This window comes from Blastococcus sp. SYSU DS0619 (assembly GCF_054051035.1).
The window spans coordinates 25,186-48,624 of the sequence record NZ_JBJHAM010000007.1; the positions used below are offsets into that span (position 1 = coordinate 25,186).

Genomic DNA, 23,439 nt, shown 5'->3' on the forward strand with positions numbered 1-23,439 from the left:
ATGTGGGCGGTGAACTCATCGCACGCCAGCGAATTCCGGGCGGGGCAGCTCCGGGGAGCCGGCGTCGCGCCCTGGGGATCGGGACCTTCGTCCCGGCGGGAGCGGTCCCGCGGCCCTGCGGACCGGGGCACCACCGGATCCAGCGTCGGCGTCGACCGGAGGCCCCACCGCACCGACGGAGCACCCGACATGACGATCCCCGCACCCCACCGCCCCCTCGTCGATGCGGCCGTCCGGTGAGCGACCACACCCTGCGGGTGCTCGTCGCGGTCGCCAGCCGGCACGGCGCCACGGCGGACGTCGCCACCGCGATCGCGCGCACCCTGGACGAGAGCGACGCGGGCCGTGCGGCCGGGCTGGTCGCCGTCGCGGTGCCCGTTCAGCAGCAGCCCGAGCCGGCCGGCTTCGACGCCGTCGTCCTCGGCAGCGCCGTGTACGTCGGCCGCTGGCTGGAGCCGGCCCGGGAGTACGCCGCGACGCACACGTCGGCGCTGCGCACCAGGCCGGTGTGGCTGTTCTCCAGCGGCCCGATCGGCGAGCCCCCGTTCCCACCCGACGTGCCGCACGACGTGGAGCCGCTGTCGGAGCTGACCGGTGCGCGCGGCCAGGCGGTCTTCCCGGCCGGCTGGACAAGGCCCGCCCGTCGTTCGGCGAGCGGGCGATGGTGACGGCGATGCGGGCGCCCGTCGGCGACTTCCGCGACCGGCCGGCCGTCTCCGCCTGGTCAGAGGAGATCGCCACGGCGCTGTCGTCCTCCCCCGCGGTGCGGCCCTGACCGGTCCGGACGAGAGGCCGGCCACCCGGCGGAGCGGAACGACCGGTCGGCTCCGGGCGATCCGGCCGCCGGGCGGCCCGGGGCCGCTCTCCACCCCGCACCGGCCGGTGGCAGGCTGGCCGGCGTGGCAGAGAACCGGCCGTGGGCGCGCGACCGCACACCCTCCACACGACCCGGGGAGCCGGCGGCCACCGGATCCCCGTCCGCCCTCTCGGGGATGCGGCTGACCGAGCTGCTGGACGAGGTCCAGGAACGGCTCGCGGTGGTCGCCCGCACCCAGACACGGGTGCAGCACCTGCTCGACGCGTTCCTCAGCGTCTCCACCGGCCTGGACCTCGACGCCACGCTGCGGCGGATCGTGGAGGCCGCGACCGGCCTCGTCGACGCCAGGTACGGGGCCCTCGGGGTGCTCGGCCGGGACGGCGGGCTCGCCGCCTTCCTGCACGTCGGCATCGACGACGACCTGGCCGCCCGGATGGGCTCGCTGCCCGCGGGGAAGGGGGTGCTGGGGCAGCTCATCACCGAGCCGCACCCGCTGCGCATCGCCGACCTGCGGGAGCACCCCTCGTCGGTCGGCCTCCCGGAGCACCACCCGCAGATGCGCACCTTCCTCGGGGTGCCCGTGCTGGTCCGCGGCGAGGTCTTCGGCAACCTCTACATGACGGAGAAGGCCTCCGGCGAGTTCACCGCCGAGGACGAGGCCGTCCTCACCGCGCTCGCCGGCGCCGCCGGGATCGCGATCGACAACGCCCGGCTGTTCGAGGAGGCGGAGACCGGCCGTCGCTGGGCCACCGCGGTGTCCGACATCCGGGAGTCGCTGCTGGGCACGACGTCCCCGGACGAGGCGCTCGGGGTCGTGGCCGAGCGGCTCACCGACCTGACCGGCGCTGAAGCCACCTGGGTGCTGTCGGGGCCCGACCCGGCGGACGGCCGGTACACGGTCCTCGCCCGGCGCAGCGTCCTGGACCTGGCGGATCCCGCCGGGACCCGGCTCGAGCCGGCGGACAGCCCCCTGCTCCAGGCCGTCGAGGACGGCGGCTCCGTGATCGCCATGGATCTCTCGTCGCTCGACCGCTCCGGTCCGGATCCGCAGATCTCGTGGGGCCCGTGCCTGGGCGTGCCCCTGCACGGCGCGGACGCCGGCCGGGCCGTCGTCGTCCTCGCCCGCCGTGCCGGGGAGCCGGCCTTCCCGGAGCCCCTGATCCCCCTGGTGAGCGCGTTCGCCGACCAGGTCGTCGTCGCCCTGGACATGGCCGCCCGCCAGCGGCTGGCCCGCCGGCTCGACGTCTACGAGGACCGCGACCGCATCGCCCGGGACCTGCACGACCTGGTCATCCAGCGGGTCTTCGCCGCCGGCCTGGCGCTGCAGGCGGTCCTCCCCCGGGTCGGCGACCCGGAGGGACGACGGCGGATCCACGGCGTCATCGAGCAGCTGGACGGCACCGTCCGGGACATCCGCACGACGATCTTCGACCTCCACTCGACCGACGCCGCCGGCAGCAGCTCGAGCCTGCGCCGGCAGCTGCTCGACGTCGTGACCGAGGCGGCGGGTGACGCGGTGCGGCCGACCGTGCGCACGTCGGGTGCCGTGGACAGCCTGGTCTCCGGCGCGCTCGCCGCGGACGTCCTCGCCGTGGTGCGGGAGGCGGTCAGCAACGTCGCCCGGCACGCGGCCGCCCGGCACGTCACCGTGACCCTGGACGTCGCGGACGACGTCGTCGTCGAGGTCGTCGACGACGGGTGCGGGATCGACGAGGGGGCGGCCCGCAGCGGTCTGCGCAACCTGGAGGACCGTGCCCGGCGGCGCGGCGGGGAGATCCGGGTCGCGCCGCTGCCCGACGGCGGCACCCGGGTCCGCTGGAGCGTCCCGCTGCGCTGAGCGGGACCGCCACGGTCAGCGGGAACGGCCGCCCGACGCCGTACCGCGCAGCTCCGCCGCCAGCACGGCGGCCTGGGTGCGGCGCTCGAGGCCGAGCTTCGCGAGCAGGTGCGACACGTAGTTCTTCACCGTCTTCTCGGCGAGGAACATGCGCTCCCCGATCTGCCGGTTGGTCAGCCCCTCCCCGATCAGCTCGAGCACCGTGCGCTCCTGGTCGCTGAGCTTCGCCAGCGGGCCCGCCGGCTCGGCGGAGCGGCGCATGCGCTCCAGGACCGCCGTGGTCGCGGTCGGGTCGAGGAGTGAACCCCCCTGTGCGACGGTGCGCACGGCGCTCACCAGGTCCTGGCCGAGGATCTGCTTGAGCAGGTAGCCCGACGCCCCGGCCATGATCGCCTCGAACAGCGCCTCGTCGTCGCTGTAGCTGGTCAGCATGATGGCCTTGAGGTCGGGCAGGCGGGACCGCAGCTCCCGGCAGACGGTGACCCCGTCGCCGTCGGGCAGCCGCACGTCGAGCACGGCGACGCCGGGCTGCAGGGCCGGCACCCGGACCAGCGCCTCCGCGGCGTTCTTGGCCTCCCCGACCACGGTGACCTCACCGGAGCTCTCCAGGACGTCGGCGACGCCCCGGCGGACGACCTCGTGGTCGTCGAGCAGGAAGACCCTGATGGTGCTCGGCTGTTCGGTGCTCACGGGTCCATCCTGCAAAGGTGTCCGCCCGCTCCCGGGCGCGGCAGTCCGGAGGCACCCCGTGGCGCCCCCGTCCCGGCCACGCTAGGAAACCGGACGGCGGAGGGCCGAAGGTCCCGACCTGGCACGACCACCCGGCCGCCGCTCCCCGGGCGGAGGGGCGGCGCGGTGCGGTGTTGCGGTCGGCGCGGACCGCGGGTGTGATGAGCCATGACCTCGGGCGGCGGGGGTGCGCGTGCCGCGGCCACGGCTGGGCGCGGTGCCCCGTCGTACGACGCGCGCTCCCCCGGCGGCCTGTCCGCCCGCTCCTGGCGCTCGGTCCTCCGGCGGGTCGTGCGGCACGTGCTGAGCGACCGGCTCATGGTGCAGAGCGCCGGCGTCGCGTTCTTCGCGCTCCTGTCGATCGCCCCGGTGCTGGTGGCGGCGATCTCGGTCTACGGCGCGGTCAACACCCCGGAGCAGGCGCTCGCGCAGCTCTCGGACGTGACCGAGATGCTGCCCAGCGAGCTTGAGCCGATGGTGGCCGACCAGCTCACCACGATCACGACCGCCTCAGGGCAGGTGCTCACCTGGCGGGGGCTCACCGGCCTCCTCGTGGCGCTGTGGACCGCGACGACGGCCATGACCTACCTCGTCGACGGGCTGACGCTCGCCTACCACGAGACCGAGACCCGCGGCTTCCTGCGCCGCGCCGGCCTCGCCCTCCTGCTCGTGCTCGCCGGCGCCGTCCTCCTCGGCGCCGTCATCGCCGGGTCGGGCACCGCCTCGCGGTGGCTGGCCGGAGCACCCGACCCGGTGCAGGCCGGCGCACCGGTGCTCACCTGGGGTGCGCTCGCGGTCCTCATGGCCGTGGTGCTCGCCGCCCTGTACCGGTTCGCCCCCGACCGGAAGGGAGCCCGGCTGCGGTGGATCTCCGCCGGCTCGGCCATCGCGACGCTGCTCTGGCTGGCGGCCACCATCGGGCTCTTCGCCTACGTCGAGCAGCTGGGCAGCTACCGGACGACGTACGGGTCCCTCGCCGGGGTGGCGATCAGCATGCTGTGGCTCTGGGCGACGGTCTTCCTGATCATCGTAGGTGCGGCGATCAACGCGGAGACCGAACGCCAGACCACCCGCGACTCCACGGTGGGCCCGGACCGGCCGCTCGGCGAGCGCGGTGCGGTCGTGGCCGACAGCGCCCCGCCGTACCCGGGCGACCGCTGAACCGAGGGCCGGCGCTCAGGCCGTCGGGGACGTGAGCGTGGTGCGGGAGCGGTACTCCAGGTCGCCGTAGCCCTCCGGGTGCCGCGCCATCCAGCTGGCGACGAAGGGGCACAGCGGCAGCACCTTCAGCTCCTGGCGTCGGATGTCGTCCAGCGCCTGGCGGACCAGTTCCGACGCGATGCCGCGGCCCTCGTGCCCGGCCAGCACCTCGGTGTGGGTGAGGACGACCAGCTCCGGCGTCCGGATGTACTCCGCGATCGCGGCCAGCTGCCCGTCGACGCGTCCCTCGTAGCGGTGCTGCGCAGCAGCGTCCGTGACCGTCACCTGCACGGGATCTCCTCTCCTCGCCGAGCTCGCCTCGCCGGCTCGTCCACGTGCGCACGACGGAGCTCTGCCGTGAGTACACCTGCTGCGGGCCTCGATGACCAGGCCCGCCGGGCGGGATGCTCTCCTCCCCAGATCTAGGGGTCCGCCGACCCCACGGACGCGTCTGCCGCGGCGCCTCCGGTGTCGCGACGCTCCACCTGTCACGGGCCGCCGGGCCCGGATCACGCGTGGAGGCGATGAGGGTGGAGCTGGACTCCCGGGCCGCGGGCGGCTGCCCGTTCAGCGGGGCGGGCACGGCGCGCGGCATGGCCCGGCGCGGCTTTCTCGCCGGAGCGCTCGCCATGGCGGCCGTGCCCGTCGTCGGCGGGCTCGCCGGCACGGCGCGCGCCGAGGTGCTGCCGGAGACCGACCCGGCCGCGCCCCCACCGGTCCCCGATGCGCCCGCCGAGACCGCCGCGCACGCCGTCGGCGACCCGCGCGGCGCGGAGATCGCCGCTCGGATCGACCGGAAGCTGGAGGCACGCTTCGGGCTGATGTTCAAGGACCTGCCGCCGTTCGCCCCGACCGACGGGCTGCTGCTGTGGCTCGCGGCGAGCATGAACGACGGCAAGCCCCCGCTGTCCGACGTGCGGGACAGCGACGTCGCCTTCGACAACCCAGGCCTCCCGGCCGGCTACATCTACTTCGGCCAGTTCGTCGACCACGACATGACCCTGGACAAGACGCCGCTCACCCACCGGTTGCAGGACCCGATGGCCATGCGGAACTACGACACCCCGTGGTTCGACCTGGGCAGCGTCTACGGCAAGGGCATCAAGGGCAGCCCCGAGCTGTACGACCCGGAGCGCTACGGCTACCTGCGGGTCTGGGCGCACGACGACCTGGTCGACCTGCCGCGCGACGACGTCGGCGCCGCCTACCTCGGCGACCCGCGGAACGACGAGAACCTCGTCGTCGCCCAGTTGCACACCGTCTTCATCCGGCTGCACAACCGCTTCATGGACCAGGGCATGACCTACGCCCAGGCCCGCCGGCAGACCCGCTGGCACTACCAGTGGCTGATCGTCAACGACTACCTGCCGCGCATCGTCGGCCGGGACGTCGTCAGCAGCCTGATCAAGCGCGACGGCACCATCACGTTCACCGGCACCTTCTACCGGCCCGAGCACCCCGGCAACCCGTACATGCCGATCGAGTACTCGGGGGCCGCGTACCGCTTCGGCCACAGCATGATCCGCGCCGAGTACGAGATGCAGGACGGCCACACGGTGCCGATCTTCGGCGCGGACGGCTTCGAGGACCTCCGCGGCAACCGGCCGATCCCGCACGACCTGTGGTGCGACTGGAACTACTTCTTCGACATCCCCGGCCTCGAGCCGCCGGACGACCGCAACATGGCCCGGCTGATCGACACCCAGCTGTCCCTGCCGCTGTTCACGCTGCCCTCCACCGTGGTCGCCCCCACCGCCAAGGCGATCGTCGCCCTCGCCGAGCGCAACCTGCTGCGCGGCAAGCGGCTGGGGCTGCCGTGCGGGCAGGACGTCGCCACCGCCATGGGGATCACCCCGCTGACGAACGCGGAGCTGGGGCTCAAGCAGCCGGGCTGGGGCGGCAAGGCGCCGCTCTGGTACTACGTGCTCAAGGAGGCCGAGCTGGTCGCCAGGGGCCGCAAGCTCGGCCCGGTCGGCGGCCGGATCGTCGCCGAGACCATCCTCGGCATCATGGCGCTGGACCCCGAGTCCTACTTCAACCTCAAGCCCGCGTTCCAGTGGCAGGAGAAGAAGACCATCGGCGACCTGATCCTGCTCGCCGACGCGCTCGACCCCCGCTCGCGGATCGTCCAGCCCGAGGACGAGGTCGAGGAGACCGGCCCCCTCCCGCTGGAGCCCGAGGAGGAGATCAACCCGGAGGCGACCTCCCCGGTCGGCTCGGACAACCTCCTCACCCCGTGAGGTCCGGCGTCGCTCGAGGCGGGCCTTCCCGCCGTGATCACCGTCGGCCGCATCAGGTGGCCCAGGAGGCGGCCGGACGGGCTACGGTGCCCGCCCACGGATCATCTGCTGCAGTCGGAGAGGACTCCCGATGTCTCGTGCTGTCGTGACCGGCGGGGCCGGCTTCCTCGGGTCGCACCTGTGCGAAGCGCTGCTCGACCGCGACGTCGAGGTGCTGTGCCTGGACAACTTCCTGACCGGGTCGCCGGCCAACGTGGCGCACCTGCTGGAGCACCCGGGCTTCCGGCTGGTGCGGGCCGACGTCACCGACTACGTGCACGTGCCGGGGCCGGTCGACCACGTCCTGCACTTCGCCTCCCCCGCGTCCCCGATCGACTACGCCGAGCTGCCCATCCACACGATGAAGGTCGGCTCGATCGGCACCCTGCACTCGCTCGGGCTGGCCAAGGAGAAGAACGCCCGCTTCCTGCTCGCCTCCACGTCCGAGACCTACGGCGACCCGCTCGTCCACCCGCAGCCGGAGACCTACTGGGGCAACGTGAACCCGGTCGGCCCGCGCGGGGTGTACGACGAGGCGAAGCGGTTCGCGGAGGCGCTGACGTCGGCCTACCGGCGCACCCACGGGGTGGACACCGCGATCGTGCGGATCTTCAACACCTACGGCCCCCGCATGCGGCCGCGCGACGGCCGGGCCATCCCGACGTTCATCCGGCAGGCCCTGGCCGACGAGCCGATCACCGTGGCCGGGGACGGCAGCCAGACCCGGTCGGTCTGCTACGTCAGCGACCTCGTGGAGGGGCTCGTCCGGTTCCTGCTGTCCCCGGAGCCGGGACCGATGAACATCGGCAACCCGCACGAGTTCCCGGTCATCGACCTGGCCCGGCGGATCCGGGAGCTGACCGGCTCCGCCTCGACGATCGAGTTCGTCCCCCGGCCCGAGGACGACCCGACGGTCCGCCAGCCCGACATCGGCCTCGCCCGCCGGACGCTGGGCTGGGAACCACAGGTCTCGCTCGACGAGGGCCTCAAGCGCACCATCGACTGGTTCTCCACCCACCCGGACGTGGTGCGCACCGCCCGCTGAGGGAGGCGGGCCGTCCCTCGCTCAGCGGCGGCCCCGCGCCTGCGCCGCGGCGACCGCGCCGCCGGCGAGGACCAGGCCGGCGACGACGCCGACCAGCAGGTTCCGCCGCAGCGATCCGTCCACCCGCTCGTCGGGCAGCTCGGCCGCGCTGCTGACGTACGCCAGCGCCTGGGCGTCCTCCAGCACGCGCAGGTCGACGTCCAGGCCGGCGATCTGGGTGTTCAACCGGCGCAGCTCCGTCTCCACCGGGTCCAGCTCCGAGCTGAGCGTCCGCTGGATGGCCAGCCGCTGGTTGAGCAGCCGGGAGAGCTCGACCGGGTCGGTCTCCACGGCCACCGCCTCGTCCAGCGCGGCGACCGGCTGGAGGATCTCCTGCTGCCGCGCCCGCAGCGCGTCCCGGTCGGCGATCAGCAGGTCCCGCAGCGCCGCGGTCTCCGCGACGTCGCTCGCGTGCCGGACCGCCACGTAGGTCTCGGCCCAGGTCTGCGCCGCGTCCCGGGCCCCCTCGGCGCTCCCCGCCTCGGCGACGAAGAGCAGCGCGCTCGAGTCGGCGGCGCCGCGCACCTCGACCTCGGCCTCGTCCCCGGCGACCTCGACGACCCGCTCCTGGAAGACGTCGCTGCCCACGTAGACGAGCTCGGCTGCCGGTGAGCGGACCAGGGCACCCGCCGAGGTGCCGCCGGTCCGCGGGAAGAGCTGGCGGCTGTCCTCCGTCCGCACCAGCACCTCCGCCTCCGCCCGGTACACCGGGCCGACGACGAACAGGGAGGCGAGGGCCAGCACCAGCACGACCAGGAAGGTGGCGAGCGCGAGCAACCAGTGGCGCCGGAGCGCGGCGAGGTGCTCCGCTGCTCCGGGCCGGACGGTGTCCTCCCGGTGGACGCCGCCGGCGCGATCCGTGGCTGCGGGCACCGTTCCGTCCGGTGCGGTCTCGAGCACGGCGGAGAACGTACCGGCACGAGCCGCGGTTCCGGGGTCTTCCGCGCGTCATGGTCCCCAGGCGCCCAGCGACCGTCCGAGCTCGCGCGCGAGGGCATCGTTCGGTCCGGCGAAGCGTGCGCGCAACCGGGCAGCGGTCTCCGGATGCATGGGCGGGTAGGACGCCGGCCCCTCGTTCAACCGGTTGACCAGGTGACGGATGCGGTACAGCGTCCGGCTCGGGACCCGGGCGAGCAGCCGGCGGGCGGGGCTCCCGGGCCGCTGGGCGGCGAGGAACGCCCGGGCGAAGCGCGCCGACCGGGCGGACCGCCCCTCGTTGTGCCCCGTCGCCACGTCCGGCTCGTAGGGAGCCAGCCCGGCCAGGTCGGCCAGCTCGGCGCAGATCCGGGCGGCGCCGTCGCGCAGGTCGTCGGAGAGGTGGATGCGCAGCCGCTCGGGCGGCACGAGCTCCCTCAGCGCCCGCACGTGCGGGGCGTACATCCCGTTCCCGGCGTACTGCAGGTCCCGGGCCCGGGGCGGTGCGCTGACCGCCCGGTGCGCCTCCCGCGCCAGCCCCTCCTCGAAGGTGGCCGCCTCCTCCCAGCCGCGCAGCCGCGCGTAGTGGAAGTGCGAGTACGCGCGCGGCACCGGGTCGCGCAGGACGGCGACCACGACCGCGGGCGTGGTGTCGACGATGCGGCGCACCGCCCGCGGGTCGTACATCGCCATCGTGTGCTTGGCGATCAGCGGCGCCTCCCCGGCTCCGGGCGGGAAGTACTTCGCGACGGCGTGCGCCCACCCGCGCGCGAACTCGTCGTCCCGGCCGAAGAACGGCATCTCCCGGTGCACGTGGCTGCGCACGTCGGGATGGCCGGCCAGGTAGTGGAACAGGGCGGTGGACCCGCTCTTGGGCGCACCGACGATCATCAGCCTCGGGCCCGGACGCATCCGCCGGATGGTAGGTGCCGGGGGCCGGTACGGGGAGACGCCGAGGCGTCCCGGAACGCGTCCGGCTGCGTTAGCCTCGCCGACCATCCGCCGTCGAGGGACGGCGGCGGTCGGAGGACGCGGTGGGCCCCTCGCTGGACGCGGGAACGCGGTCGTGATCCTGCCGCTGCTCGCCGTGGCCGCGTCCGTCGTCGTGTGGGCGCTGGTCTACCGCAGCCTCGTCTCCCATCCGCTGGACGCGATGGCGCTGGTGCTCTACTACCTGGCGCTGCAGCTGCTGTGGCGCCCCCTGGTGCTGGCCCTGGGCCTGGACGGCCCGTTCCCCACGCTGCTCTTCGCCGAGCGCGACACCGAGCTCCTCCTGCTCCGCGGCCAGGCGGTGGTGGTGCTGTTCCTGCTGGCGCTGTGGGCCGGCGCCCGTCTGACGGGCCCGCTCGTCCGCCCCGTGTCGGTGGTGTTCCCGCAGCCCCGCGGCCCCCTCTCGGCGCGGACGCTGGTGGTCCTCGCCGTCGTCCTGACCGCTGCCGCGGCGGTCGTGACCGTCGCGCTGTGGACGCGGTACGGCGGTCCCGCCGGTCTGCTGCAGGCGTCGAAGGTCGACCGCGACATCGCCGACAGCCGGGCGCTGCGCACCTTCCCCCTGCTGGCCGCGTTGCTCGGTGTCGCCGCCTTCTTCTCGGTGCGCCGGGCCGCGCCGCAGCGGCTGCTCGTCCTCGGGCTGGTCGCGGTCAACGGCTACCTCAGCTGGACGTGGGGGGCCCGCGACGTGCCGGTGCTCTCCGTCCTCGCCCTCCTCGCCGGCGGGCTGATCTTCGGCCGGGCCGGGCGCCACGCCGGCCGCCGCCCGGACGGGCAGTGGCTGCGCGATCCGCGCTGGCGACTCCGCTTCCTGCTGGTGCCGGTGCTCGCGCTGGCGGTCGCCTTCACGCTGCGCGCCGCCCGCGACACCGTGCTGTGGGGAGACCTGGCGCCCACGATCGAGGGGCAGGGCGCCGTCCGCCAGGTCGCGGTCGCCACGAACAACACCTTCTACGACGCGCTGCTGCTCTACCTCGACGACTGGCCCGACCGGTTCGACTTCGCCGGTGGCGCCGACTTCCTGGCCGGGTCGGTCGCCGCCGCGCCGTCGGTGCTGGTCGGTCCGCAGGAGCCCTTCGTCTCCCCCGCGGTGCAGCTGGCCCGGACCTACGTCGACCGCAACAACGGCTTCCCGGCCACCCCGGTGGGCGACTGGTACGTCAACCTCGGCCACCCGGGCGTGGTCCTCGGCGGGCTGCTCAGCGGCCTGGTCGCCCGGGCCGGTCAGTTCGCGTTCCGCCGGTTCCTGCACGATCCGCTCGTCTGGGGCTTCAGTCTGGTCTTCATGATCCGGGTGTTCCCCGGGGGCGTGTGGGCGACGTCGGCACCGAAGTGGGTGGCCATCGGGTTGCCGCTCCTCGTGTTCACGGTGCTGGTCGACCTGTTCGTCCGGCGGGCGCGCCAGGGCGGGGAGACCTCCCCGGCGCGATCGCGGCCGACCGGGGACCGCGGCGTCGCCGCCGAGCCGACGGGGTCCACCCGGTGACCTCCCCGCTCACCGACGACCGAGGGCACGCCGTCGAGCGCCGTGCCCTCCGCCGGGACACGGTGCTGGTCGCGGTCGGCCAGCTGGCCGCCGTCGTCAGCGCCCTGCTCGTCGCGGTGGTCGGGGCGCGCGTCCTGCCGGCGGACGAGTTCGGTGCGCTGTCCTGGGCGCTGAGCTGGCTGACCTTCCTGGCGGTTCTCGCCCAGTTCGGGCTGACCCAGGTGGCCACCATCGCCGTCGCCCAGCGCGCGCGACGCACGCACGCGGTCCTGCTGCGCCGGCTGGTGCTGGCGCAGGTCGTCGGCGTCCTGGGCACCGCCGCGCTGTGGCAGTGGGTGATCGGGCCGGCGACCGCCGCGGCCGGCACCCCGACCGCGGCGTACCGGCCGCTGGTGCTGCTGGTGGCGCTCTGGCTGCCGGCGGCGGCCCTGGGCCCGGTGCTGGTCAACGTGCTGCGGGCCCGGTCCCGGTTCGGGGCGGCCCTGGTGTTCGGCGAGCACGTCCGCCGGGTGGTCCTCGTCGCGGTGCTCCTGCTCGGGGCGGCCGGTGCCGCCACCACCCTGTCGGCGCGGACCGCGGTGGCGTGGACGGTCGCGGTCGAGACGGTGGTCGTCGTCGCCGCCCTGCTGCTCCTGGTCCGCGACACCGGTGGGGACGCCGTCGGCCGGCACGCGGCCGGCCGGGTGCCCGACGACGGACCGGCCGAGGCGGCGCCCGCCGGGGCGGCGCAGAGCCCGGACGGGGGCGGGTCGCCGTGGCGGTTGCTGCGCTCGGGCCGCGCGTTCGCCCTCGCCACCCTGGCGTCGGTGACCCTGCCGCAGTCCGGTGTCTGGCTGCTCGCCGTGGTCGCGCCGGTGGAGGAGGTGGCGGTCTTCGCGGTGGCGGTGCGGATCGCCGTCCTGATCGCGGTCCCGACCGCCATCGGCATGCGGGCCCTCGCCCCGCGGATCGCCGCGGCCTCGGGCGCCGGCCGGCTGCCGGCGCTGCAGGAGCCCGTCCGGCGGTTCGCGGTCTGGTCGACCGCCGCCACCGCGGCGGCGGTCGTGCTGCTCGCGGCGACCGGCCCCGCGCTGCTGCCGGCCCTGTTCGGGGCGCCGTACGCGGCCGCCCTGGTCCCGGCGCTGGTGATGAGCGCCGGCGTCCTGGTCAACGCCTGGACCGGGCCGTGCTCGGTCCTGCTGTCCCACGCCGGCCGGCAGCGCACCGTCGCCCTCAGCGCCCTGGCCGCGGCCCTGGCCTTCGCCGGCCTGGCGGTGTGGTGGGGCTCGGCCTGGGGCGGCACCGGGGTGGCCGCGGCCGCCGCGGTGGCCATGGCCGCGCGCAATCTGCACCTCGCCCGGGCGGCCTCCCGGTCGCTCGGCATCCGCACGACCGCGCTCCCGACCAGGAGATGAGGCATGCCCGGACCGCAGTTCCTCGTCATCGGCGCCGCGCGATCCGGCACGACGGCGCTGTACCAGTACCTGGCCGAGCACCCCGGGCTGTTCCTCACCGAGCCCAAGGAGCCGCACCACTTCGCGGTGGCCGGGACGACGCCGGCGTTCACCGGGCCCGGTGACCGGCAGACCATCAACCGGCTCGCGGTGCCCGACCGGGACGCCTACCTCCGGTTGTACCGGGACGCCCGGCCCGGCCAGCTCCGCGGCGAGGCATCGGTCTCGACCATGTACTTCCCCGAGGCCGTGACCCGTGTCCGGGAGATGGCGCCCGACGCGCGGCTGGTGTGCGTCCTGCGCGACCCGGTGGACCGGGCGCTGTCGGCCTACGGCTTCATGCGCACCCGCGGGTGGGAGCCGTGCCCCACCTTCGAGGAGGCGCTGCAGGACGAGGACCGCCGGATCGCCGCGGGGTGGCACCACATCTGGCACTACACGGCGATGAGCCGGTACGGCGAGCAGCTGCACCGGGTGCTGGAGGTGTTCCCGCGGGACCAGCTGCTGGTGCTGCGGCACGAGGACCTGACCGCCGACCCCGACGCCGTCCTCGCCCGGGTGTACGCCCACCTCGGGGTGCCGCCGGTCCCCCGCACCGTCTCCCCCGACCCGCACCGCTCCGGCGAGCCGCGCAGCCGGTTCCTCGGCCGGGTGGTCAGCACGCACCACCCGCTGAAGAAGCTGCTCTCCCCCGTCGTCCCGACGGCGCTGCGCCGGGCGCTGCGGCGGCGGATCGTCGCCGGCAACATCGTGCGGATCGGCTACCGCCCGGAGACCCGGCGCGCGCTGGTGGCCCGCTTCGCCCCCGACCTCGACCTGCTGGAGCAGGTCACCGGGCTGGACGTGGCCGCGTGGCGGTCGCCGGACCGGCCCGCGGGCGGCGCCCGGTGACCGGCTCCGCCGGCCGGCTGGTCATGACCCTGCGACTGCCCGACCGCACGGGCGCGGCCAGGATGGCGCTGGAGTTCGCGCGGGCGCTGCGCGCCGACGGCTTCGACCTGACCCTCGTGCACGGCACGGTCCCCCGCACGGGCCCGAGCGTCCTGCCCGACCTGGCCGCCCTCGGCGTCGGGACCGTGCTGGAGGAACGGCTCGGTCGGCCCTGGGATCCCCGCCTGGTCCCCGCCCTGGCCGACCGGGTGCGCCGCGAGCGCGGGCGCTGCGTCATCGGGGTGAACCAGCGCGACCGTGCCCCGGCGCTGCTCGCCGCGGCCCGCGCCGGGGTGCCCGGGGTGCTCATGGTGCAGAACCAGCACCACTTCTGGGGACCGCGACCGCTGGCCGCCGTCAAGCGGCGCAGCTACCGGGCCGTCGTCGCCCGCTGCACCACGCTGGCGGTGTGCACCTCGGCCGTGGTGCAGGACGAGATGACCGGCTTCGGCGTGCCGGCCGGGCGGACCGTCGTTCTCCCCAACGGCATCGCCATCGCTCCCCCGGCGCAGCTGAGCGCTGCGGAGCGGACCGGGGTCCGGGCGGAGATGGGGGCCGGCGCGGACGACCTGCTGCTGCTCAACGTGGGCCGGCTCGACCCGCAGAAGGGCCAGGACGTCCTGCTGACGGCGCTCGACGGCCTCTCCGCGCCGGTCCGCGTCGCCCTCGTGGGCTCGGCCGGGGACTCCGTCGCCGCCCGGCGGACGCAGGACTACGCGGGGTCCCTGCACCGGCAGGTGCGCGAGCTCGGCCTCGCGCGCACCGTCACCTTCCTGGGCTGGCGGGACGACGTCGCCCGGCTGCTCGCCGCGGCCGACGGGTACGTGCACACCGCCCGCTGGGAGGGCCCGGCCCTGCCGCTCGCGGTGATGGAGGCGATGGCGGCCGGCTGCCCGACGATCTTCACCGACTGCTCCGGGCAGCCGCCGGTCTTCGCGGCGGGCCGGGACGGGCTGCTGGCCCGGACCGGGGACGCGGCGTCGGTACGGGCGCGGATCGCCGAGCTGGCGACGATGCTCCCGGGCGAGCGCGCGGCCATGGGCGCCGCCGGCGCCGCCCTGATCCGCGCCCACTACCGGGTCGAGGACCTCGGCCGCACGTTCAGCCGGCTGGTGCGCGGCGTGCTCCCCCCGGACGGCGGAGCCGGTCCAGGACACGGCGGACCGGGGTGAGCCGGTCGCGTCGCCGGGCCACCAGCCGCTCGTAGAGCTCGACGTGCGCCTGCACCATCCGCTCCGGCGTGAACTGCTCGACGAACCGCCGGCGCCCCGCGGCGCCGAGCCGGGCGGCCAGCTCCGGATCGGTCAGCACGCGGACCAGGTCGCGCGCCAGCGCGTCCACGGCGCCCGGCGGTGACAGCAGCCCGGTCTCCCCGGCGACGACGACCTCCGGGATGCCCTCGACGGCGAAGCCGACCACCGGCTTCGCCGCCGACATCGCCTCCAGGTTGACGATGCCGAACGCCTCCCAGCGCGACGGCAGGGCGAGCACGTCGATCGCGCGCATCACGTCGGCGAGGTCGTCCCGCCATCCGCTGAAGTGCACGTGGCCGGCGACCCCCAGCTCGCCGGCCAGCGCCTCGGTCTCTCCGCGCCGGGTGCCGTCACCGACGACGACGACGTGGGCCCGCGGCACCTCGGCGAGCACCGCGGGGACCGCCCGCACCAGCAGGTCCACCCCCTTCTGGTCCTCGATCCGGCCCACCAGGGCGATCATCGGCGCGTCCGGCGGCAGCCCGAGTCCCGCCCGCAGACGGGCGCGGTCGGCCGCGGTGGCGTCGCCCACGGTCATCCGGGTGGAGTACGGGATGACCGTGCAGTCCCGGGCCCGGAACAGGCGGGACCGGACGCCGACGTCGCGGATGAACCGCGAGCCGGCGACGTAGTGCGTGGTGCACAGGCCGAGCACCCGCTCGACCAGCCGGTACAGCGAGCGCTTCGGCTGCGGCACGCCGGCGTGCCCGGCGTAGGCGTGCAGCATGTGCACCCGGACCGGCGTGCCCGCGGACCAGGCCGCCACGCGGCCCATCGCCCCGGCCACCGAGGTGTGGGTGTGGACGACGTCGTAGCGGGAGCGGCGGATGTCGGCGCGGAGCCGCAGGAACTGGCGCAGCAGCTCGGCCGGGCCGTCCGGCGTCGCCTGCTTGAAGTGCCCGCTGCCGTGCGAGGGGGCGTAGTCCAGCACGGGCAGCCCGCAGCCGCGGATCCGGTCGTCCAGCGGACCGCCGCCGGAGAACGCGATCGTCGTCTCGAACCGGTCCGGAGGCAGCCGGGTGGCCAGCTGCAGGAGGTGCTCCGCCGAGCCGCCGACGGTGATGCCGGTCAGCTGCAGCACCTTGATCCGGTCGCTCACGCCGTCCCCCGCGCCCGCGCGGCGGTCGGCCACGTCGTCAGCCGGCGGCCGAGCAGGTCCTGCAGGTGCGTGACGTCGTCGGCGAAGGCGGCGGCCAGCCTGGCCCGCGTCGCGGGGTCGATCGTGGTCGGCCCCAGGTTCGCCGAGCGGACCCGCTCCCGATGCCGTGGCGGCACGGCCGCGGTGACCAGCCGGCGCAGGCGCGGGGAGCGTCGGAGCGTGTTCAGGGCGGAGGTGACCGCCCGGCTGCGCGGCAGCCCCGCCGTGTTCACCCGGCGCGTCGGGTCGATGTCGACGTCCGGGTCCACCTCCAGGAACTCCAGCACCCGCCGCAGCTGCCCGCCCGGGTCCGCGGCGAACTCCTCCTGGACGACCACGAGCAGGCGGTCGCCGAACGCGGCTCCGAACGGCGCGAGCTGCTCGGCGTACCGGCTGAGGCGGGCCAGCTGCCACATGTGGCTCCACCCGGCCCGGGTGCGCTCCTCCTCGGCGGCCAGGCACTCCTCGAACGTCCCGGCGTCGTAGCCGCGCGACCGCAGGTAGAGCCAGCTGGAGAACGCCCGGTCCACCGGGTCCCGCAGGCAGACCACCAGCCGGCAGCCGGGCGCGCAGTACCGCTCGACGGCGGGGATCGAGGCCCCCGGGTAGGCCAGCGTGGTCACCGACCCCTCGCCGCGGCGCGCCTCGGGCCGGCCCTCGAACAGTCGCCGCCAGGCCTGCTCGCCGGGCGCCGCGAACCGGTTGACCAGGTCGTCGTCGCCCAGGCCGGTGAAGCGCGGGGGGCCCTCCGGGAAGGCGAGGAAGTGCGGCTCCTTCGGCCGGGAGACGAAGACGTCCGGGTGCTCGCCGAGGAAGGAGGTCAGCGCGGTCGTCCCGCTCCGCGCTGCCCCGATGACCAGGAAGTCCGGGGCCGCCATCGGCCGGATGCTACCGGCGGGCACCCGGCACGGGCCGGCTCGCGGACCCCCAGATCTGGGGGTCGGCCGCACCCACGGGTGGCGGTGTTCCCGACCCCCCGGACGCCGGAACCCTGAGCGGACAGGACGGGGACGGAGACGGGGGCGGGATGACCGAGGTGTCGTACCAGGAGCGCCGGGCCGGCCGACGTCCGGCGGCACGGGCGACGTCGCCCGCCGGAGCCCGTGCCGTGCCGGACCCCGACGCCCTCGGTGCGGCGACCGGTCTCCACCTGCCCGAGCGGGAGGTGCGGGACTCCGCGCACCTGGTCCGCGCCGGGCTGCTCGTCCTGGACGCCGTCGCGCTGGCGCTGCCGATGGCCTGGCTCGGGGGTGCGCGACCCGCCGGTGCGGCGTTCGTCGCCGTCGCCCTCGTCGTGCTGGCCGGCACCGGTGCCTCCCGCGCGCGGATCACCCTCTCCGCCCTGGACGAGGCGCCCCGCCTCCTCCCCCGCGTGGGCGTGGCGCTGCTCCTGGTGGCCCCGTTCGCCACCTCGGCCGGCGCGACCCTGGCCCTGCACGCGGCGTGGGCGGTGCCGTGCGTGGTGGTCGGCCGCGGCGCCGGCTACGCGGTCGTCCGCAGCGCCCGGCGGGCCCGGGTCGTCGAGGACCCCACCCTGGTCGTCGGGGGCGGCCCGCTGGGCATGGCCCTGCTGGCCACGATGCAGGAGCACCCCGAGCTCGGCCTGCGCGGCGTCGGCTTCCTCACCGACGGCAGCCCGCTGGACGAGCGGGAGCCCCTCGGCCACCTGGCCGACCTCGACCTGGTCCTCGACACCTACGGGGTGCGCAGGGTCGTCGTCGCCTACGGCCCCACCCGCGAGGCCGAGCTCGTCGACCTGGTGCGCAGCGCCGCGCTGCGCGACATCGAGGTCTACGTCGTCCCGCGGTTCTTCGACGTCGGCATGTCCCCGAGCGGACCGGACGTCGAGGACCTGTGGGGCATCCCGCTGCACCGGGTGCGCCGGGCCGCGCTGCGCCGGGGCGCCCGGCGGGTGAAGCGCGGCATCGACGTCGTCGTCTCCGGGATCGCACTCGTCCTGCTCGCGCCGGTCATGGCCCTGCTCGCCGCCGCGGTGCGGATCAGCAGCCCCGGCCCGGTCCTGTTCCGGCAGCCCCGGACCGGACACGACGACACGAGGATCGAGATCCTGAAGTTCCGCACCCTCCGGACGCCCACGGCACAGGCACCGCCCGACCGCAGCGGGTCCCCCGGCTCGACGCGGAGCACGATGCACGCGCGGCAGGTCGACGTCGAGCAGCGGCAGACCCGGCTCGGGAACGTGCTGCGGCGGACCAGCCTCGACGAGCTGCCCCAGCTGTGGAACATCCTGCGCGGCGACATGTCCCTCGTCGGCCCGCGGCCGGAGGAGTGCGCCTACGCCGCCCAGTTCGCCGACTCGGTGCACGGCTACCGCGACCGCCACCGGCTGACCGTCGGCCTGACCGGCTGGGCCCAGATCCACGGCCTCCGCGGGGACACCTCGATCGAGGAGCGCGCCCGGTTCGACAACGTGTACATCGAGCAGTGGTCGCTCTGGCGCGACGTCGTCATCCTGATCCGCACCGTGGCCGCCGTGCAGCGGCAGGCCCTCCACACCGCCGTCCGCACCGTGGCCGGCTGCCAGCCCTGACCCTGCGTCCCCGGCCGCAGCCGGTGCGCCGTCCCGAGACGAGAAGCCCATGCGCGAGCACCGCACCGACACCGGAGCCACCCCCACCCCGGACCGCCCGCAGCGGCCGGCCGGCCCGTCGCTGAGCCGGCGCGGGCTCCTGCTCCTCGGCGGCGCCGGGCTGGCGGCCCCGCTGCTTCCCGGGGCCGGCTCCTCGGGGCCCCCAGCGGCCGGCGCCACACCGCTGCTGCCGCGGAGCCACGACGACGACGTCCTGGACCTGCGCGACTTCGGCGCCGAGGGCAACGGCCGGGACGACGACACGCGGGCGGTGCAACGGTTCATCGACGCCACGGCCCGGCGCGGGGTGGTCGGGGTGGTCCCCCGGGGCGTCTACCGCTGCACAACCGGCCTCACCGTGCCGTCCGGCGCGCAGGTGCACCTCGCCCGCGGGTCGGTCCTCCTGAAGGACTGGGCCGCGCCCGTCGGCCTGCAGGACGCCTTCCTCCGCAACGCCGACCTGGCCGTGCCCTCGAGCGGGGTGCGGATCACCGGATCCGGGACGATCGGCGCCCGGGACCACACCTGCACCGGGGTGGTGATCGGCCTGTACGGGCACGACGTGCTGCTGAGCGACTTCACCATCGACACCTACGCCGGCGGCCAGGCGATCATGTACAGCGGTGACCGCGGCCGCATCCACCGGGTCACCATCAGGAACAGCGCGCAGGAGACCGGGACGGGCGGGATTCGGGTCTTCGGGGGCGCGGACTTCCTCGGCACCGACTGCCACGTCGAATCCGGGGACGACTGCTACCAGTTCGTGCCCATCGGCAACCCGGAGGCCGAGCCCTCCCTCTACAACCGGAGCATCCTCCGCGGCAGCTTCGTCGGGTGCACCGGCGCGAGCTCGGTGAGCCGGTTCATGGTCGCACTGCTCGAGTTCACCCGAGGCGAGCCGGGGACGACCGACATGGACGCCTCCGTCGCCGACTGCTCGTTCCGCGACTGTCACGGCGCGGGCGCCAACCGCGGCATCGTCGTCAAGAACACCCACAGCCGGGGCGCCATAGAGCGGGTCACCTTCACCGACTGCACCGTGGACATGTCCGGTGCCGCGGACGCGTCCACCCAGGAGATCCGGGTGCAGACCGACCCGGCGTCCCAGGGTGCGATCCGGGACGTGACGTTCACCCGCACCGACGTCCTGAACGCCGTGAACAGCCCGCTGCGCGTGGGTGGTCCGAACATCAGCCGGCTGACGTTCGACGGCTGCACGTTCACCGCGCCGTCGGGGGCGGCGCCGACGACCGTGGTCGTGGACGGCACCGACCAGCCGCGCTTCGCCGGCTGCACATTCGTCGGTGCTCCCGGTAAGCGGCTCCTCGTGGCCGGCCCGGTCACCGAGGTGACGGCGCTGTCGGTCGAGGACTGCCGGTTCACCGGCCTGGACAGCCTCTGGGCGGTCGACCTGCTGGGCGTCTCCGGGGCCCGCGTGGCCGGCTCGACCTTCCAGGCGGCCCCGGGCGCCGCGACCGCGCGGGCGGTCCGGGTGTCACCGACGTCCAGCGGGGTCGTCATCGAGGGCAACGACTTCACCGGCGTCGGCCACGCCGAGCCCGTCACCGACCGCGCCGCCGATACCACCCTGATCGGCAACCGCGGCGCCTGACCGCCCAGGCGCGCCGCCGTGGCCCGGCGGCGGGCTTCCCGGTGGGCTCTTCGGTGGGATCCCGACACGCCGCGGCGGCGATGTCACCGCCGCTGCGCCGGGCCATTCTCGCGCCATTTTCGTCAACGCAGACAACCACCGTTGCGTCACCCGTCGTCCGACCGTACTGACCAAAAGTCAGCAACGGCACAACGGCTCCCATGACCGCACCGGCGCCTGCGCGCCGGACCCGATGCAGGGCGCTACGGCGCAGGTCATGCCGAGGTCACGCGCGCACCGGGGACGCACGGAAATGGCGTGCTCGCACGCAGTGAATTCGAAAGCGTGTCGCGGTAATGCACCCCCCAAATGGTGGGACCGCCCACCCCCTCGGTGCGGCTGTGGCGGACGGGGCGGAAGCAGAAGCATTTCCGGTGCCACAGAGTGACTCGCCGAGGAGCCGTACCGATGGAAACGCCCAGCCTGAACCGACGTGACGTGCTGAAGCTGTCAGCGGCGGGCACCGCCGCGCTCGCGCTGCCCCTCCAGGGCGTCGTGTCGGCGGCATCCGCGTCCGAGCTGTCCGAGAGTTCGATGCCCAGGCCGTACGCGGCGGCCTTCAAGGCCCCTCCCGTGCTGGCGCCGACCGTCCGGGACGACGTGCGGAGCGACGTCTACGGGTACGTGCCCGACGACTACGTGCCGGTGCCGGGGAACGCCCACTACCCGGGGGAGCCGATCCGGGGCTCGGAGTACCTGGGCACCGACTACTACCGCATCACCCAGACCAACGTGCAGGTCCAGATCGTGCCCGGGCTCTGGACGAGGATGTGGGGCTACAACAAGTCGGTCCCGGGGCCGACGATCCGCACCTACCTGCAGCCGCACCCGGACGACCCGGGCCGGAAGATCCCCCGGCGGACCGTGATGCAGGTGCTCAACGAGCTGCCCAAGCGCCACCCCACCCTGGGTTACGTCCCGTGGACGTCGACCCACCTGCACGGCTCGCCGTCCAAGCCGCAGTTCGACGGCTACGCCGGCGACCTGACGAACCCGGGTGAGTGGAAGAACTACCAGTACCCGAACTGCTGCACGCCCCGGACGCTCTGGTACCACGACCACGGGGTGCACCACACCGCCCAGAACGTGTACATGGGCCTGGCCGCGCAGTACCACGTCGTCGACGAGGAGCTGGAGATCGGCCTCGGCATCCCGCGCTGGGACCGGCAGAAGGCCGCGGAGGGGAAGCCGCAGTACGAGTTCCCGCTGATCCTCAGCGACGTCATGTTCACCTCGGCCGGCCAGCTGATGTTCGACGACGACAACGAGTCCGGGCTCTACGGCGACGTGATCCTGGTCAACGGCGTGCCCTGGCCGAACATGAAGGTCGAACCGCGCAAGTACCGGTTCCGGATGCTCAACGGCTCACTGGCGCGCGGCTACAAGCTCCGGATGAGCAACGGCATGCCGTTCAAGGTGATCGCCACCGACGGCGGCTTCATGCAGACCGCCCAGACTGTCACCGAGTTCACGATCGGCATGGCCGAGCGCCTCGAGTTCATCCTCGACTTCAAGGACCTCAAGGGCGCCAAGGTCCAGCTGCTCAACGACGGCGTCAAGAACGCCCGGGACTTCGACCACACCGGCAAGATCATGCAGTTCGAGGTCGGGCGCGGCGTCACGAGCTTCGACGGCAACCTGTCCCCCAACGCCCTGGGCGCCGCCCACCCGGTGATGACGCTCAAGGCCGCCGACCGGTCGGCGGTCCGGCGGATGGAGCTGCACCGGAGCAACGGGCTGTGGAAGATCAACGACCAGACGTGGGACGACGTCGTCCGGTCCAACTACGAGCGGGTCTTCGCCACCGTCCCGCGGGACGCCATCGAGATCTGGGACGTCGAGAACACGTCCACCGGCTGGTTCCACCCGCTGCACGTCCACCTCGTCGACTTCCGGGTGCTCAGCCGCAGCATCAACGGGGTCAGCCAGCCGCCGCGGCCGGAGGAGCGCGGACCCAAGGACGTCGTCTACGTGGGCGAGGAGGAGACGGTCCGCCTGCTCATGCGCTTCGAGCACGAGGACGGCCGCTACATGATCCACTGCCACAACCTGTCGCACGAGGACCACGACATGATGATCCAGTACCAGGTGGGTCATCACGACATCGACTGCGACTCGATCAACACCGAACCGCCCAGGCCGCTGCCCGCGCCCCCGCTGGTGCCGCAGGAGCCGGCGGCTCCGGAGCCCACCGTCACCGAGCCGACGAGCACGACGGAGCCGGAGAGCACGGCGGAGCCGTCGCCCACCACCACCGCGCCGGCTTCGGAGACCACCTCGGCCCCGACGACCACCGCGCCCACCTCGACGGCCGCACCCACCACCAGCACACCGACCACCACCGCCACGACCACCACCACGCCGACCCCGACGGGCGCACCGTGAGCACGCCGCCGGCCACCGCGGTGCACATGACCGTCCCCGCGGCGACCGCGCCGCACGCCGACCGGACCGTCGCCCGCTGGCTCGGGACGGGCGCGCTCGGGGCCGGGGTGGCCGGCGGGCTGCACCTGGTCGTCGGGGTGGACCACCTCGAGGCCGGGGAGCTGGCGGTCGGGTTCTTCCTGCTCGTGGGGCTCGCGCAGCTGGGCCTGGCCGCCTGGCTGCTCCTCAGCAGCTGGTCGGGCCTCCGGCCGGGACTGCGCGTGGTCACCCTCGCCCTGGGCGGCACCGCAGCGCTGATCGGGCTGTACTTCGTCGCCCACACCACCAGCCTGTTCGACGCCTTCGCGGTGGCCGACGGCGCGCACGGCGGCGGGCACGGCGAGGCGACGCACCTGCCGGGCATCGACCCCGTGACCGGGGTGGACCTCTCGGACGGCGTGGCGATCCGGTCCCCGGGCCCGGTCGCCATGGCCGGCGAGATCGCCCCCGCCCGGCACGCACCCGGCCTGCTCGGCCCGGTCACCGTCGCCGCCGAACTGCTCCTGGTCGCCGCGCTGGCCGCGCTCCAGCCGGCCGCCTGGCGGCGGCGCACGGTCGACGCACTGCTCGCCCTCGGCGTCCTCGCCTGGGCGCTGTGGTTCACCGGCGTCCTGGCGTAGCTGCCCCTCCCCGTCCCGACGTCTTCCCTCCCGACGTCCCCGTCCCCCGGCGTCCACGCCGCC

The 23,439-nt window shown here is 74.7% G+C and carries 19 protein-coding genes; 13 read left to right on the forward strand and 6 right to left on the reverse strand.

Translation table 11 applies throughout. The features are described 5' to 3' along the window. Positions 1-236: 236 nt before the first annotated feature. The gene (locus ACI79T_RS10820; RefSeq protein ID WP_456610065.1) at positions 237-668 is read left to right on the forward strand and encodes a flavodoxin domain-containing protein; all 432 of its coding nucleotides are present in this window, start codon (positions 237-239) and stop codon (positions 666-668) included. Between the two features lie 324 nt (positions 669-992). After that, positions 993-2,654, forward strand: coding sequence for a GAF domain-containing protein (locus ACI79T_RS10825; protein WP_456610066.1), 1,662 nt, complete (start codon positions 993-995; stop codon positions 2,652-2,654). A 15-nt stretch (positions 2,655-2,669) separates the two neighbouring features. On the opposite strand, the gene ACI79T_RS10830 is transcribed toward ACI79T_RS10825, so the two are convergent. Then, on the reverse strand, positions 2,670-3,344 hold the full coding sequence (locus tag ACI79T_RS10830; protein WP_456610067.1) for a response regulator: 675 nt from the start codon (positions 3,342-3,344) through the stop codon (positions 2,670-2,672). A gap of 207 nt (positions 3,345-3,551) precedes the next feature. Between ACI79T_RS10830 and ACI79T_RS10835 the strand changes: the two genes are divergently transcribed. Beyond that, on the forward strand, positions 3,552-4,544 hold the full coding sequence (locus ACI79T_RS10835; RefSeq protein ID WP_456610068.1) for a YihY/virulence factor BrkB family protein: 993 nt from the start codon (positions 3,552-3,554) through the stop codon (positions 4,542-4,544). A gap of 15 nt (positions 4,545-4,559) precedes the next feature. On the opposite strand, the gene ACI79T_RS10840 is transcribed toward ACI79T_RS10835, so the two are convergent. After that, positions 4,560-4,868, reverse strand: coding sequence for a GNAT family N-acetyltransferase (locus ACI79T_RS10840; protein ID WP_456610069.1), 309 nt, complete (start codon positions 4,866-4,868; stop codon positions 4,560-4,562). Positions 4,869-5,107: 239 nt separating this feature from the next. Between ACI79T_RS10840 and ACI79T_RS10845 the strand changes: the two genes are divergently transcribed. Continuing rightward, the gene (locus tag ACI79T_RS10845) at positions 5,108-6,823 is read left to right on the forward strand and encodes a peroxidase family protein (RefSeq protein WP_456610179.1); all 1,716 of its coding nucleotides are present in this window, start codon (positions 5,108-5,110) and stop codon (positions 6,821-6,823) included. A gap of 130 nt (positions 6,824-6,953) precedes the next feature. Next, a complete protein-coding gene (locus tag ACI79T_RS10850) occupies positions 6,954-7,907 on the forward strand; it encodes a UDP-glucuronic acid decarboxylase family protein (protein ID WP_456610070.1) in 954 nt (317 codons plus the stop codon). Positions 7,908-7,928: 21 nt separating this feature from the next. On the opposite strand, the gene ACI79T_RS10855 is transcribed toward ACI79T_RS10850, so the two are convergent. Together ACI79T_RS10855 and ACI79T_RS10860 are read right to left on the reverse strand one after the other, a co-directional pair. Beyond that, complete coding sequence (locus ACI79T_RS10855; protein ID WP_456610071.1) at positions 7,929-8,846, reverse strand: hypothetical protein; 918 nt, start codon at positions 8,844-8,846, stop codon at positions 7,929-7,931. Between the two features lie 48 nt (positions 8,847-8,894). Beyond that, positions 8,895-9,773 (reverse strand): sulfotransferase domain-containing protein, encoded by an 879-nt coding sequence (locus ACI79T_RS10860; RefSeq protein WP_456610072.1) that lies wholly within the window; start codon positions 9,771-9,773, stop codon positions 8,895-8,897. A gap of 154 nt (positions 9,774-9,927) precedes the next feature. Here ACI79T_RS10860 and ACI79T_RS10865 point away from each other — a divergent pair, with 154 nt between their 5' ends. Genes ACI79T_RS10865 through ACI79T_RS10880 form a run of 4 tightly spaced genes read left to right on the forward strand, consistent with a single transcriptional unit; the run spans position 9,928 to position 14,872 of the window. Then, complete coding sequence (locus tag ACI79T_RS10865; RefSeq protein ID WP_456610073.1) at positions 9,928-11,337, forward strand: hypothetical protein; 1,410 nt, start codon at positions 9,928-9,930, stop codon at positions 11,335-11,337. Next, positions 11,334-12,731 carry a lipopolysaccharide biosynthesis protein gene (locus ACI79T_RS10870; protein ID WP_456610074.1) on the forward strand — a complete coding sequence of 466 codons (1,398 nt, stop codon included), beginning with the start codon at positions 11,334-11,336 and terminating at the stop codon, positions 12,729-12,731. Before ACI79T_RS10865 ends, ACI79T_RS10870 begins: the two co-directional genes overlap by 4 nt. 3 nt (positions 12,732-12,734) lie before the next feature. Continuing rightward, on the forward strand, positions 12,735-13,661 hold the full coding sequence (locus tag ACI79T_RS10875) for a sulfotransferase family protein (RefSeq protein ID WP_456610075.1): 927 nt from the start codon (positions 12,735-12,737) through the stop codon (positions 13,659-13,661). Next, on the forward strand, positions 13,622-14,872 hold the full coding sequence (locus tag ACI79T_RS10880; RefSeq protein ID WP_456610076.1) for a glycosyltransferase family 4 protein: 1,251 nt from the start codon (positions 13,622-13,624) through the stop codon (positions 14,870-14,872). The genes ACI79T_RS10875 and ACI79T_RS10880 overlap by 40 nt, the downstream gene beginning before the upstream one ends. Here the strand turns inward: ACI79T_RS10880 and ACI79T_RS10885 are convergent. Together ACI79T_RS10885 and ACI79T_RS10890 are read right to left on the reverse strand one after the other, a co-directional pair. Then, complete coding sequence (locus ACI79T_RS10885) at positions 14,802-16,085, reverse strand: glycosyltransferase (RefSeq protein WP_456610077.1); 1,284 nt, start codon at positions 16,083-16,085, stop codon at positions 14,802-14,804. The genes ACI79T_RS10880 and ACI79T_RS10885 overlap by 71 nt on opposite strands. Next, the gene (locus ACI79T_RS10890; protein WP_456610078.1) at positions 16,049-16,969 is read right to left on the reverse strand and encodes a sulfotransferase family protein; all 921 of its coding nucleotides are present in this window, start codon (positions 16,967-16,969) and stop codon (positions 16,049-16,051) included. Before ACI79T_RS10890 ends, ACI79T_RS10885 begins: the two co-directional genes overlap by 37 nt. Positions 16,970-17,118: 149 nt before the next feature. Between ACI79T_RS10890 and ACI79T_RS10895 the strand changes: the two genes are divergently transcribed. The 4 genes from ACI79T_RS10895 to ACI79T_RS10910 all read left to right on the forward strand — a co-directional run bounded on the left by ACI79T_RS10895 (position 17,119) and on the right by ACI79T_RS10910 (position 23,376). After that, entirely contained in the window at positions 17,119-18,642 is a 1,524-nt protein-coding gene (locus ACI79T_RS10895) for a sugar transferase (RefSeq protein WP_456610079.1), read from the forward strand. A 49-nt stretch (positions 18,643-18,691) separates the two neighbouring features. Then, complete coding sequence (locus ACI79T_RS10900) at positions 18,692-20,293, forward strand: hypothetical protein (RefSeq protein ID WP_456610080.1); 1,602 nt, start codon at positions 18,692-18,694, stop codon at positions 20,291-20,293. Positions 20,294-20,740: 447 nt separating this feature from the next. Next, positions 20,741-22,717: a multicopper oxidase domain-containing protein gene (locus tag ACI79T_RS10905; RefSeq protein ID WP_456610081.1), complete on the forward strand. Its 1,977-nt coding sequence runs from the start codon at positions 20,741-20,743 to the stop codon at positions 22,715-22,717. Next, positions 22,714-23,376, forward strand: coding sequence for a hypothetical protein (locus ACI79T_RS10910; RefSeq protein WP_456610082.1), 663 nt, complete (start codon positions 22,714-22,716; stop codon positions 23,374-23,376). Before ACI79T_RS10905 ends, ACI79T_RS10910 begins: the two co-directional genes overlap by 4 nt. The last annotated feature ends 63 nt before the right edge of the window (positions 23,377-23,439 follow it).

Bases quoted from the DNA above. Each gene is read 5' to 3' on its own strand.
- ACI79T_RS10835 (WP_456610068.1), top strand. From the start codon at position 3,552: ATGACCTCGGGCGGCGGGGGTGCGCGTGCCGCGGCCACGGCTGGGCGC.
- ACI79T_RS10860 (WP_456610072.1), bottom strand. From the start codon at position 9,773: ATGCGTCCGGGCCCGAGGCTGATGATCGTCGGTGCGCCCAAGAGCGGG.
- ACI79T_RS10895 (WP_456610079.1), top strand. From the start codon at position 17,119: ATGACCGAGGTGTCGTACCAGGAGCGCCGGGCCGGCCGACGTCCGGCG.
- ACI79T_RS10850 (WP_456610070.1), top strand. From the start codon at position 6,954: ATGTCTCGTGCTGTCGTGACCGGCGGGGCCGGCTTCCTCGGGTCGCAC.
- ACI79T_RS10890 (WP_456610078.1), bottom strand. From the start codon at position 16,969: ATGGCGGCCCCGGACTTCCTGGTCATCGGGGCAGCGCGGAGCGGGACG.
- ACI79T_RS10875 (WP_456610075.1), top strand. From the start codon at position 12,735: ATGCCCGGACCGCAGTTCCTCGTCATCGGCGCCGCGCGATCCGGCACG.
- ACI79T_RS10900 (WP_456610080.1), top strand. From the start codon at position 18,692: ATGCGCGAGCACCGCACCGACACCGGAGCCACCCCCACCCCGGACCGC.
- ACI79T_RS10905 (WP_456610081.1), top strand. From the start codon at position 20,741: ATGGAAACGCCCAGCCTGAACCGACGTGACGTGCTGAAGCTGTCAGCG.
- ACI79T_RS10845 (WP_456610179.1), top strand. From the start codon at position 5,108: ATGAGGGTGGAGCTGGACTCCCGGGCCGCGGGCGGCTGCCCGTTCAGC.
- ACI79T_RS10825 (WP_456610066.1), top strand. From the start codon at position 993: ATGCGGCTGACCGAGCTGCTGGACGAGGTCCAGGAACGGCTCGCGGTG.